The sequence below is a fragment of the Modestobacter marinus genome (assembly GCF_019799945.1).
Classification (GTDB): domain Bacteria; phylum Actinomycetota; class Actinomycetes; order Mycobacteriales; family Geodermatophilaceae; genus Modestobacter; species Modestobacter marinus_B.
On record NZ_JABGCH010000014.1, the window covers coordinates 99,605 to 111,721 of the forward strand.

The 12,117-nt window shown below is 70.4% G+C and carries 12 protein-coding genes; 8 read left to right on the forward strand and 4 right to left on the reverse strand.

The genetic code is table 11. From position 1 onward, the window contains the following. Positions 1-3: 3 nt before the first annotated feature. A complete protein-coding gene (locus HK417_RS13280; RefSeq protein ID WP_222267180.1) occupies positions 4-834 on the reverse strand; it encodes an alpha/beta fold hydrolase in 831 nt (276 codons plus the stop codon). A gap of 102 nt (positions 835-936) precedes the next feature. On the opposite strand from HK417_RS13280, the gene HK417_RS13285 reads away from it, so the two are divergent. The 4 genes from HK417_RS13285 (at position 937) to HK417_RS13300 (ending at position 5,750) form a co-directional block, all read left to right on the forward strand. Continuing rightward, complete coding sequence (locus HK417_RS13285; protein WP_222267182.1) at positions 937-2,010, forward strand: ATP-dependent DNA ligase; 1,074 nt, start codon at positions 937-939, stop codon at positions 2,008-2,010. 52 nt (positions 2,011-2,062) lie between these two features. Then, entirely contained in the window at positions 2,063-3,625 is a 1,563-nt protein-coding gene (locus HK417_RS13290) for an alpha/beta hydrolase (RefSeq protein WP_222267184.1), read from the forward strand. A gap of 78 nt (positions 3,626-3,703) precedes the next feature. Continuing rightward, positions 3,704-4,771 (forward strand): DNA polymerase domain-containing protein, encoded by a 1,068-nt coding sequence (locus HK417_RS13295; RefSeq protein WP_222267186.1) that lies wholly within the window; start codon positions 3,704-3,706, stop codon positions 4,769-4,771. Positions 4,772-4,826: 55 nt separating this feature from the next. After that, positions 4,827-5,750: a tyrosine-type recombinase/integrase gene (locus HK417_RS13300; protein WP_222267188.1), complete on the forward strand. Its 924-nt coding sequence runs from the start codon at positions 4,827-4,829 to the stop codon at positions 5,748-5,750. On the opposite strand, the gene HK417_RS13305 is transcribed toward HK417_RS13300, so the two are convergent. Beyond that, complete coding sequence (locus tag HK417_RS13305) at positions 5,747-6,052, reverse strand: hypothetical protein (RefSeq protein WP_222267190.1); 306 nt, start codon at positions 6,050-6,052, stop codon at positions 5,747-5,749. The genes HK417_RS13300 and HK417_RS13305 overlap by 4 nt on opposite strands. A gap of 953 nt (positions 6,053-7,005) precedes the next feature. Between HK417_RS13305 and HK417_RS13310 the strand changes: the two genes are divergently transcribed. Continuing rightward, positions 7,006-7,386: a hypothetical protein gene (locus HK417_RS13310; RefSeq protein ID WP_222267192.1), complete on the forward strand. Its 381-nt coding sequence runs from the start codon at positions 7,006-7,008 to the stop codon at positions 7,384-7,386. Positions 7,387-7,490: 104 nt separating this feature from the next. Further along, entirely contained in the window at positions 7,491-8,693 is a 1,203-nt protein-coding gene (locus HK417_RS13315) for an STAS-like domain-containing protein (RefSeq protein WP_222267194.1), read from the forward strand. A 449-nt stretch (positions 8,694-9,142) separates the two neighbouring features. Here HK417_RS13315 and HK417_RS13320 read toward each other — a convergent pair whose 3' ends face one another. Further along, positions 9,143-9,970, reverse strand: a complete 828-nt coding sequence (locus HK417_RS13320; protein WP_222267196.1) for a tyrosine-type recombinase/integrase — start codon at positions 9,968-9,970, stop codon at positions 9,143-9,145. Next, complete coding sequence (locus tag HK417_RS13325) at positions 9,939-10,256, reverse strand: Arm DNA-binding domain-containing protein (RefSeq protein WP_222267198.1); 318 nt, start codon at positions 10,254-10,256, stop codon at positions 9,939-9,941. The genes HK417_RS13320 and HK417_RS13325 overlap by 32 nt, the downstream gene beginning before the upstream one ends. Before the next feature lie 1,357 nt (positions 10,257-11,613). Here HK417_RS13325 and HK417_RS25390 point away from each other — a divergent pair. After that, the gene (locus HK417_RS25390) at positions 11,614-11,748 is read left to right on the forward strand and encodes a hypothetical protein (protein WP_261326589.1); all 135 of its coding nucleotides are present in this window, start codon (positions 11,614-11,616) and stop codon (positions 11,746-11,748) included. A 170-nt stretch (positions 11,749-11,918) separates the two neighbouring features. Continuing rightward, positions 11,919-12,047, forward strand: a complete 129-nt coding sequence (locus tag HK417_RS13330; RefSeq protein ID WP_222267200.1) for a helix-turn-helix domain-containing protein — start codon at positions 11,919-11,921, stop codon at positions 12,045-12,047. The last annotated feature ends 70 nt before the right edge of the window (positions 12,048-12,117 follow it).

The following is a 12,117-nucleotide window of genomic DNA, read 5'->3' on the forward strand; positions in this document are numbered from 1 at the left end:
TCCTCAGCCGGCCGACAGCACCTCGCGCAACCGGGCGGCGAACCGCACCGGGTCCTCCACGAAGCCGACGTGGGAGCCCGGGAAGAGCGTCGGCCGGGTGCCGAGGGCCGCGGCGAGCGCCCGGGACGTCCGGTCGCACAGCTGGCCCGCGGAGTCCTCGCCGATCCCGACCACGATCCGGGTCGGGGCGGCCCGCAGTGCTGCCAGGTCGGGCCGGAAGCCGGTGGTGGCGCGCAGCTCCCGGAGGAAGAAGTGCCGCTCGTCGGCGATCACCCGCTCGTCCCGCTCCGACGGCCCGTCGGGTGCACCGGTGCCCCCGTCGTCCTCGGGGAGGCCCGCGATCCCCATGAACGCCCGCCAGGCCGCGGCCGAGCCCTCCGCCAGGTAGGTGTCGACGATCCGCTGCGTCCCGGCCCGCAACTGCTCCCGGTCCTCGAGCAGCTCCTCCAGGGGCGGCTCGTGGGCGATCACCGTGGGCACCAGCTCGGGATGGGCCTGGACGAGCGCCAGGGCGCTGACCGCTCCCCCGCTGGAGCCCAGGACGGTGGCGGGCCCCGCGTCGAGATCGGCGATCAGCCGGGACAGGTCGTCGGCGCGCAGCTCGGGCGGAGAGTCGCGCTCGGGGTCGTCGACCCGGCTGCGGTGCACGCCGCGCGGGTCGGTGGTGAGCACGGTGTGGTCGGTGGCGAGCAGGTCGGCCAGCGGCGCGAAGGCGTCGGCGTCCATCGGGGCGCCGACCAGCACCACCAGGGGCCCGGCACCCCGGATCTCGTGGTGCAGGCACCCACCGGGCACGTCGAGGGTGCGGGCGGTCGGTGCTGAGGTCGCGGTCATCCGGACTCCTCGGTCGGCGGTCTCCCCTGGTCAGAGGACGCCGGCGGCGGGGCGAACTCATCGGTCGTGAGCCGGATCACCGGGGGCTGCTTGACTGACGCCATGGACCTGCCCGTGCTGCCTCCGGTCAAGCCGATGCTCGCCAAGCCCGCGTCCCAGCTGCCCACGGGCGAGGGCTGGTTCTACGAGCCGAAGTGGGACGGCTTCCGCTGCATCGTCTTCCGCGACGGCGACGAGGTGGAGCTGGGCAGCCGCAACGAGCGGCCGCTGACCCGCTACTTCCCCGACGTGGCCGAGGCGGTGCGGGCCCGGCTGCCCGAGCGGTGCGTGATCGACGGCGAGATCGTCGTCCCGCGCGGCGACCGGCTGGACTTCGAGGCCCTGCTGCAGCGCATCCACCCGGCCGCCTCCCGGGTCGCGAAGCTCGCTCAGGAGACCCCGGCGTCCTTCGTCGCCTTCGACCTGCTCGCGCTGGGCGACGAGTCGCTGATGGAGACCCCGTTCGCCGAGCGGCAGGCCCGGCTCCGGGAGGTGCTGGCCGGGGTGGAGGCCCCGGTGTACGTCAGCACGATCACCCAGGACGCCGAGACCGGGCAGCGGTGGTTCCACGAGTTCGAGGGCGCCGGCCTGGACGGCGTCGTCGCCAAGCGGGGCGACCAGCCCTACGCCCCCGACCAGCGGGTGATGACCAAGGTCAAGCACGTGCGCACCGCCGACTGCGTGGTCGCCGGCTTCCGGTGGCACAAGAGCGGCCCGGTGGTCGGCTCGCTGCTGCTCGGGCTGTACGACGACGCCGGCACCCTGCAGCACATCGGCGTGGCCGCCTCGTTCCCGATGAAGCGCCGCGCGGAACTGGTCGAGGAGCTGGCGCCGTACCGGGCCGAGGCACTGGACGGGCACCCCTGGCAGGACTGGGCGAACGCGCAGACCGACGCGGACGGCGAGCACCGGATGCCGGGGGCCACCAGCCGCTGGAACGCGGGCAAGGACCTGTCGTGGGTGCCGCTGCGCCCGGAGCTGGTCGTGGAGGTCAAGTACGACCAGCTCGAGGGCAGCCGGCTGCGGCACACCGGCCAGTTCGTGCGCTGGCGGACCGACCGCGAGGCGCGCTCCTGCACGTACGACCAGCTCGACGTCCCGGTCCGCTACGACCTCGCGGAGGTGCTGGGCGGCTGAGGCAGACGGTTGCGGCTGCCACCTCTCCGTGCGGGTCCTAGGGTGGATCATCGTGTACTCGCACCGCCGCACCTCCGCCGCCGTCCTCGGCGCCCTGCTCCTGACCCCCGCGGTCCTCGCCGGTTGCACCTCCACCGGCGACGACGAGCCGACGGCCAGCAGCTCCGCCCCGGCGACCACTGCCGCGCCCGAGGCCCAGCCGATCGACTGGAGCGACTGCAGCGAGCAGATCGACCCGATCATCGAGGGTCGCCCCGGCTCCGACCGCGACCTGTCCTTCGAGTGCGGGACGACCGACGTGCCGGTCAGCTACGACGACCCCGAGGGCGGCACCCTCCAGCTGGTCCTGGTCCGCGCCGTGCTCGCCGGGCAGACCGACCGGATCGGGTCGCTGCAGGTGAACCCGGGCGGCCCGGGCCAGTCGGCCACCGACGCGGCGGTGCAGGCGGCGCTGACCCTGCCCACGGACGTCCTGGCCCGCTTCGACGTGGTGGGCGTCGACCCCCGCGGGGTGGGCCTGTCCACCCCGGTCGAGTGCATCAGCGCCGAGCAGAAGGACGAGCTCTTCGCCGAGGACCCGCGCGCGCTCGACGAGACCTCGCTGGAGGAGTCCTTCGGCCGCGTGGACGCGGCGGCCGAGGGCTGCGCGGAGAAGTACGGCGCGGCGCTGGGCGCCTTCAGCACGGTCGACGCGGCCCGGGACATGGACCTGGTCCGCCAGTCGCTCGACGACGAGCAGCTGACCTACCTCGGCTACAGCTACGGGACGACGCTCGGTTCCGCCTACGCCGAGCTGTTCCCCGACCGGGTGCGCGCCCTGGTGCTCGACGGCGCCGTCGACCCCGACGCCGGCCGGCAGGAGCGGGCCGAGGCGCAGGCGCAGGCCTTCGAGGCCGTCTTCGACGCCTTCGCCGCCAACTGCACCGGCCTGATGGGCGGCTGCCCGCTGGGCGGCGACCCCCGCGGGTTCCTCAACGACCGGCTCGCCCAGGCGGCCGCCGACCCGGTCCCCAGCAGCCGGGCGGGTGAGACCCGGGAGGCGACGCCCGGCCTGGTGCTGAACGCCGTCCGCTCGGCCCTGTACCAGCCCAGTGCCTGGCCGCAGCTGGCCCAGGCGCTGGCCTCGGCCGGTGAGGGCGACTCGGCCGGGGTCCTCACCCTGGCGGACACCTACACCGGCCGGACCGACGACGGGACCTACACGAACGTCATCGACGCGATGGTCGCCGTGACCTGCGCGGACACCGACGAGGAGTTCACCCGGGAGCAGGTGCAGGAGCTGGCCGCCGACTGGAACGGCAAGTACCCGCTCTTCGGTGCCGACGCCGCACGCGGCCTCTACACCTGCACGGCCTGGGAGGCGCCGCGCACCCCGTTGCCCGCGCGCGACGCCGAGGGCAGCGCCCCGATCCTGGTGATCGGCACGCGGGGCGACCCGGTGACGCCGGCCGGCGGCGCCGTCGACATGGCCACCCAGCTGCTCAGCGGGACGCTGCTCACCTGGGAGGGCAACGGGCACACCGCCTACCCCAAGACCGACTGCGTGACGGGGGCGGTCAACGCGTACCTGATCGACCTGGCGGTTCCCGCGGACGGCACGACCTGCCCCGCTTGATCTTGCGCGGTCGCGCTCGGGCACGGATCCTTCCCGCCTGACCCGCGCGCTCCCGCGCGCCCGACCGGACGGAGCCCGATGGGCAGCAGCAAGGACGCCGTGGTGCTTGAGCTCGACGGCCACGAGGTGCGGGTGAGCAACCCGGAGAAGCCGTACTTCGCCGACAGGGGCATCCGGAAGATCGACGTCGTCGAGTACTTCGTCGCCGTCGGGCCGGGCGTCCTGTTCGCGCTGCGGGACCGGCCGACGACGCTGGAGCGCTGGCCCGGCGGGGTCTTCGAGGGCGCCCGGCTCTCCACCCGGGTCGACAACACCGGCGACGCGTTCTACCAGAAGCGGGTCCCCAAGAACGCCCCCGAGTGGGTGCCGACGGCGCACATCACCTTCCCCAGCGGGCGGACCGCCGACGAGATCGCGCCCGACTCGGTCGCCGTCGTCGCCTGGTGCGCCAACCTGGGAACGCTCACCTTCCACCCGTGGCCGGTGTCGAAGGGGGACGTCGAGCAGCCCGACCAGATCCGCATCGACCTGGACCCGCAGCCGGGCACCGACTTCTCCGACGCGGTCTGGGTCGCGCCGCACGTGCGGGAGCTGCTGCACGAGTACGGCATGGAGGGCTGGCCGAAGACGTCCGGCGGGCGCGGGGTGCACATCTACGTGCCGATCCAGCCGCGGTGGACCTTCCCGGAGGTGCGCCGGGCGGTGATCGCGTTCGGCCGGGAGCTGGAACGGCGCATCCCGGACCGCGTGACGATGAACTGGTGGAAGGAGGAGCGCGGCGAGAAGATCTTCATCGACTACAACCAGATGGCCCGGGACCGCACGATCGCCAGCGCCTACTCGATCCGGCCGAAGCCGCACGCCCCGGTCTCCGCGCCACTGGACTGGGACGAGCTGCCCGACGTCTCCCCCTTGGACTTCGACGTGCTCACCATGCCCGCCCGGTTCCGCCAGGTCGGGGACAAGCACGCCGGGCTGGCCGACCACGCCTTCGACATCACCCCGCTGGTGGAGCTCGCCGACCAGCAGGAGCGCGACCTCGGGCTCGGGGAGATGCCCTATCCCCCGGACTACCCGAAGATGCCGGGCGAGCCGATGCGGGTGCAGCCCAGCCGCGCCAAGGCTCCCACCAGCAAAAATACCTGAGTTAGGGGCGTCGGGAGACCTCGCGCAGCGCTCGTTCGACCGATAATCTCCCTCCGTGGCGGTGCGGCTGGAGGACCTTCTCGCGTCATTTCGTCGGCACCTGCGCGCGGCCAGCAAGGCACCCCGCACCATCGAGCTGTACAGCCAGAGCGTCCGCTACTTCAGCCGCTGGCTGGCCGAGCACGACCGCCCCGAGACCCTCAACGAGCTGACCCGGCACGCGATCAGCGCCTGGCTGGCCGAGCTGGCGGAGAACTGCGAGCCCAGCACGGTGGCCACCCGACTGCGCGGCATGCGCCGGTTCTGCCGGTGGCTGGTCGTCGAGGGTGAGCTGGACACGGCGCCCACCGAGGGCATCGAGATCGCCACCGCCCCGGACAAGCCGGTGCCGATCCTCACCGACGCCGAGATCACCGCGCTGCTGAAGACGTGCGCGGTCGGCCGGGGTCGTCCGGGCACGTTCGCTCGCCCGATATTTCTCGGCCGTCGGGACGAGGTGATCCTGCGGCTGCTGCTGGACACCGGCGTCCGGGTGTCGGAGCTGTGCGGGCTCAAGCTCGAGGACGTCGACCTGGACCGCGAGGTCGCCTACGTCATCGGCAAGGGATCCCAGCCGCGGGCGGTGCCATTCGGCGCCCGGACCGGCCAGGCGATCGACCGCTACCTGCGGGTGCGCGCGCTGCACGCCCGGGCGAGTTCACCGAAGCTGCTGCTCGGGCTGCGCGGGGCGATGACCGTCGACGGCGTCCGCGAGGTGCTCGAGGTGCGCAGCCGGCAGGCGGGCGTCGACGGAGTGCATCCGCACCGGTTCCGGCACACCTTCGCCCACCGCTGGCTGGTCGGCGGCGGGCAGGAGCGGGACCTGATGATGCTGGCCGGCTGGCGCAGCGACGAGATGTTGTCCCGCTACGCCGCCTCCACCGCGGTCGAGCGGGCGCACGAGGCGCACCGCCGGCTGGCCCTGGGCGACCGGCTCTAACGGGGCCGACCGCGCTCGGTCGCCGACCGACGGGTCTTGGCCGAGGCGCGGGCCAACCGCAGCATGTGCGCGGTCATGAGCGCGTCCGCGCGCCGCGCCCGCTCGGCGGCGTCGAGAATCCCGTCGGGGTCGGCCTCCCGCTCGAACCGGGCCCGCAGCCCGCGACGGGCCGGCTCGGTCGCCGCCGCCCGGTCCGGGGTGCGGGCCCAGCGCTCCGCGGCCGCGATGCGCGCGATCACGGCGCGGTCGCGGGCACGGCTGTCGCCGGATGCCGCCTTCGGCTCAGGGGCAGACTCGGTCATGACTCCTCCGGAGAGAGCAAGGGCCGCTGCCTCGGCCAGCGGCGGCTCATCTCCAGAAGGCGCCGAAACGGCCGAGTTGGTGACAGCCGCGCGGGGGTGACGTCGATGAGCAACCGATGAAGGCCCGGGGTGACACCGCTGGAACACGCGACGCGTCCCGGGGTGACATCGTCCCTACCGGTCGCTGCGTCGAGGGGTGACACCAGTGCAAGCCCCCTGGGAACGACGTCGCCTTCGATAGCGCGGCCGACGTCTTCGCCCGGACGGGTGGCTGCGCGGCCGCCGCCCCGTCAGGCCCTGCTACGCCCGCCCGAATTCAGGTTGCGAAACCAGTCGTCAAGCCTGCCCGAGCCAATACATCCTGCGATTTGATCTGGCGTAGTTGACCAACATTGACAAATGACGAGTTGTTGCTCTGAGCAGCACGTATGCCGCTGGTTGACGTTGGCCGCATCAGCTCGTCTCAGCACGTTTTCGATGAGTAAGCGATGCCTGTACGACACGATTAGTTGCGGGATCCCGCTTCGGTCGGCCCTCAGCTCGGCGCCGCCCCTCAGCCGGCTGCCCGGCAGGCGGACGTCGCCATCCGCACCGAACCGGGCCAGCGCCGACTCCACGGCCACCAACACCGCCGCGGGGGCGGGGACCGGCACCCCCTTCTCAAGGAGCGGGCCACTCCGCTCGTCCTCGGCTCGGCGGTCTCGACGGGGCGAGGTGGCCCGGCGTGGCAGACGGCCAGTCGTAAGGTGTCAACCTCCAGCCGCGCGGCGGTCAGCAAATCGGCGAAACGGTCGGCGCGTGCGCCGTGCGGTTGATTCCAGGTGGTGGGGGTCCGCCGTCCCTGTCCCCGGCCCCTGGTCGTCCTGCCGCTTCGCCCCGACGTCAGGGCGCTAATACTCGGTAGGTCAAGACATCGCCGCCGACCGCCGATGCAAGACGGGACCTTCCGTTACGTGGAGGCAGCGATCGGAGTAGCCGTGCAGCAGGTACATCGAGCGTGGAACTGGATCTCTGGGCTCCGGACCCGCTGGAAGGTCGCCCTCGTCATCCTGTACACGTACCTCGCCTTCATCGCTGGCTCGGGCCTCGCCGCCATGACCAACGGCGGCGGCACCCCCTCGGACGCCTACCTGGACGGGGTCATCGCAGGCGGCAACGCCTGGTCCGACGCTGTTGCCGACTATGGGCGAAGCATCAGCGACGTGTCGGGGCAGTGCCTGCACGAGTACAACTACGTTCTGGGCATGTTCGAGCAGACGGCTGACACCCAGACGGACTTTCTCGCTGGGTGCACAGTTGCGATCGAGAAGTTGAACCGCCCGGCGGACTCTTGATCCGCGATCGAGGCGTGGCGAACGGGGCCCACCTGCCGAGTGCGTCGACGTCAGGAGAGGGTGTGCCCGTACCAGCGCCCCCGGCCGCAAAACCAACCCTAAAAATGACCAAGCTGGCCGGCCATCCCGAGGTCGTGGCGGTAGCGGTCTTCCTGAAGCAGGCACGCGAGCGAGGGCATGCCGCCGTCGAGATCGACTTGACGGGAGTTGAGGGCGGCACCTACGCGAACGCCATTGTCCCCCTTGCAGCCCTGGTGGAGCAGCACAAAGAGCTTGGCCTGCAAGTGACTGTCAAGGTTGCTACTGATTCCTTCCTCAACCACGCGCGAGTTCGCAGTCCCCTGCTTGCGACAAGAGAAAACCTCTCGGCCGCAACGAACCGTCTGAGCCTGGTCTGGGCGTACACCGAGGATCTCGCCGTCCATCTCTGCAACTCGCTCGTCGAAGACTTCAGCAGGCAGGTCCAGTTCAGCCCTGGCGTACTACAGACGCTCAATTGGAGTCTCTATGAGGTGCTAGATAATGTCTTCCAGCACAGCCACGTCGAGCAAGGCTTTGTGATGGCCTCCGTCACCAAGCAGCGACCACGCTTGAGCGTCTGCGTCGCCGACACGGGAATTGGCATCCACCGATCGTTCATCCGAGGTGGCGTGCATCGACCCCGAACGGGAGTGGACGCAATTACCCTAGCCCTCCAGGAGGGCGTCAGTAGCACAGGAGACAAGCGAGGCAATGGCCTCTACGGGTTGAAGGCGGCCGTCGAGGAGAACCGAGGCAGTTTGCGTCTTATCTCCGGTCGCTCGGGTCTTGAGATGACCGACAAGCGGGTAACCACACTGAACCTCGGGTCAGGAATCATTGCGGACGACGATCATTTCGGAACCGTCGTCGATTGGCAAGTACGGACGGATCAAGCTGTGGACATCTCGAAGGTCCTGGCAGGGCGTGCGGTTCATAGCCGCCTCGAGTCATTCGAATCTGACGAAGGTTTCCATATCATCAAGCTGGCGGAGCATGCGCACGGCACCGGCTCCCGCAAAGCTGCGACTGAGTTGCGCAACTGGCTGGTTAACGTGCTCAACGAGGGTGCACCTGTACTGTACCTAGACTTCGAGGGAGTCAATGTCGTATCAAGCAGCTTCGCCGACGAGACGATCGGCAAGCTTGCGGAGACGTTCGGTCCAATCGAGTTTGCTCGACGGATCCGGCTCGTTCACATGTCCGAAACGATTGAGCGGCTCCTCGATCGGGCGATCTCTATCCGCCTGGCCAATCTTTACGCCGCGCCCCAGGCGCAAAAGCGCTAACTCCCGACCCTGGCCATAACTTCGAGGGGTCGACGAGCGGCGCGTCCGCATCACCAAAGCGCAGGGCGGCGAAGTGCTGAATTGTCCTGAGCGCCGAATGGCACCGGAACACCGGCATCGACCTCGACCGCCTCCGCGAGAAGCGGGAGCAGGAGCAGGACCCGGCCGACTACTCGCTGGACGACCGGCACGCCACTTTGATAGCCATGCGGCAGATTCCAACGTACAAATCGCACTGGTGGCCCGTACTCTGCTGGTACGACTGGCTTCGCTTCGGCAGGGCTCCAGGCACCGATTCAGCACAACCTGCCGAGTAGTGCTTCAAGTCCCCCCTCGGACACTCCCTCACCCCGGTGTTCCTGCAGGTCAGGAGCCCGGGGTGATATCGTTTCGGAGCCGGGAAGGGCCTCGTGATACCACTTTGATACTTCGCGGCCCTGGCGCTGTTCTCAGCCGTCGAGCAGTGCGGCGAACCGGTCGGCCGCCTGCCGGCCCATGCCGGGGTGCACGTGCTGGTAGACGGTGAGGGTGATGGTCGCGCTGGCGTGGCCGAGCCGTTCAGAGACGACCTTGACCGGCTCGCCGGCCGCCAGCAGCAGCGTGGCGTGGGTGTGCCGCAAGTGGTGCAGCCGGATCACCGGCAACAGCTCCTCCCCCAGAGCCCTGCGGGCCTGCAGCTGGTACTCGACGAACAGCCGGTAGAACCGCTCGGGGTGCCGGTGACTGCCGACGAGAGTGCCGAGCACCAGGGCGGTGTCACGGACGAGGTCCAGTGCCACCGATCCGCGGACAGCGCGGTAGGCGCGCAGGGCGGCGACCGTGCCGGCGTCGAGGTCCACGACCCGGGACTGGCCGGTCTTCGTCACGCCCTCGACCAGCTGCTCGCCCTTCCCCTTGTCCTTGACCACGCCGACGCTGCGGCGGACGGCAACCCGTCCGGCGTCCAGGTCGACGTCGCGCCACCGCAGTGCGAGCGCCTCGCCGCGGCGCATCCCCGTGTAAGCCAGCAGCCGCCAGGCCATGGCCATGTCGGAGTCGTGCTCATCTGCCCACCGGAGGAAGCGGGCGAGCTCCGGTGCCGTCCAGGCGTGCATCTCCGGCGGCCGGGCCTGCGACGGGCTGGGCGGGGTCGACCGGTCGGTGGGGTTGACGGCGAGCCGGCCGTGCTTGACCGCGTCGGCGAGTGCTGACCGCAGGATCGTGTAGACGTAACGCACCGTGCGGGGTGACAGTCCGCCGTGCCCGTCAGCCCGGCCCGATGCCTCCAGCGTGCGCATCCAGGCGTCGACGGCGGTGCCCGGTCAGCCGGTCCATCGGTACGGCACCCAGGCAGGGCGCGAGGTGCAGACGCACGTTCTTGCGGTAGCTGGCCAGCGTTGCGGGGGCCAGCCGCTGCCCGTCGAGCCACTCGGTGAGGTAGGCCGCCAGGGGCTGCTTCGACGGATGGCCCCAGTCGCCGGTCTCCGTCCTGCGGCTCTTCGCGCGCAGCGCGGCGGCGGCCTCGCGCCTGGTCCTGAAGCCGCGCTTGCAGACGACGCGTTTGTTTCCGTCCTCCTGCAGCACCGATTACTTGATCAGGAACCGCGGCCCTGCTTTCGTCTGGTACTCGCTGATCCCACCCTCGCCGGCCTGCCGGCGCTTCGTCGTGCCCATCCGCACACCTCTCCTCGGTCGGGAGCTGAGGGGAAGGCGACTGGTGGCGCGGCGAGCGCTGGTCCGTTCTCAGCTCATCCGACCGAGCCAAGTACTGGCTGCTTGACCCGCCGTGGCGGCCGGGTCATGTCGTGAGCGAAGCCATTCTGCGGGCGAAGCGCGGGCTCCGTAGCGGTGGGCGGGGTCGCGTACGGGTGGACCGGGTTAGCCCGGGGCGGCGGAAACACCCTGAGACCCGGGCGGCGACCGTCTGAGCGGACGGCCGCCGAGGACGCCATGGGCTGGTGCCACGGCAGCTCGTAGGTCGAGCAACGGACCCTCCGGCGTCCGCCCAGCGGGTCGGCATGCAGCCCTGCACGCAGGCATGCCGCGGCGTAGATGGCGTACTGGATCCTTCGGTGGCCGGTGCGACCGTCGAGTGCACTGACGAGTGGCGTTCCGTCAGGCTCTCGTACTCCAGCCGCTCATGGCCAGGTCGACAGGCGAGCCCAAGGGCAAGAGCGGTCACCTCGAGCCGCGCGACGGCCGGCGCGAAGGAGCCCCGGATGTCGCATGGCAAGACGGCGGTCATGGCTCGCACACGCCGTCACTGTCGGCGAGACCGGGCAAGATCGACGACGTAGGCGTGTGCCGCGCAGGACGTCGGCACTTCCACCTCGTCGCTTGTCCACGCCCCGGATCGTCTCGCGAAGGGGCTGTACACGGAGCTGCCCGCCATCAACCACGCACCATGCGACGAGCGGACGGTCGCGTCCCGCCACGGCGCCATCGCCGCCGCTACGGAGCAGCGGCCTTGGCGACCGATCGAGGTAAGACATCATGACCCACACACCTAATGCATCCAGGGACCCCGCAAATCGTGGTGACGGGTACATGAACGTCACCTCGGACGCTCGGAGGCATGGGCAGCAAGGGCAGCAGTGAGTACCGCGCTCGGCAGCGTGACCGTGATCGTCGACGCCGTCAGCAGCAGGAGCGATCCCTCGCGCGGCAGGCGCCGTCGCTGGACCGTGCACCGGAGGGGGACGGCTCGCACAGTTGGGCTCGGCGGGCGGCGGCTACGACGTGCGGGTGGTGCCACGGGCCGATCACCCCAGCATCGCGGGGGCCGATTTCGAAGTGGTGCTCGGCGACCTGCCGGCACCGGGCCTGGGAGCAGGCCCGGGCCGCCGCATGCGGACGAAGCGCTGTCGAGATTGTCGAACGGGTGGTCACAGTCCCGGCGACGGCGCCGAGGACAGCTGCGCGGCCTCGGCAGCTTGCCCGGGTGGAGCTCCTTCGCGAGCTCGCCGCCCAGGTCGAGCAGGGCAGGGTCTACGACCGGCACCTGATCGCGATCGCCGCGACTCTGGACGACGTCGTGCGCGTGGTGCAGCAACGAACCCGGCGTCGCTTTCGGTAGGAACGTCGCCCGGTCCTGCGGTGACACAGGGGTGACGTGGCGGACCGCGACTCACCAGTATTGTCGCCCCGTTGTCACCCCATCCCGGCTGTCGCCAATCGAGTCGGCTCGACGCCTTCTGAGAGTGCCGGACTCGTATCCGTCCCCATCGCCGTCTCACCACGAGAAACTTGCTGACCACCCAGGAGGTCGCCGAGCGCCTCGGCACCAGCCCCTCCACCGTCCGATGTTGGCGCCACTCCGGCAGCGGACCCGCCGACATCCGCGTTCTCTACGACCAGGCCAAGTGCGAACGCTGATGGCACACCAAAGTGACCGCTGCCGGCCGGTGAGCGCTCCAGGACTAATGGCGGTTCTGCGCAGTGATCG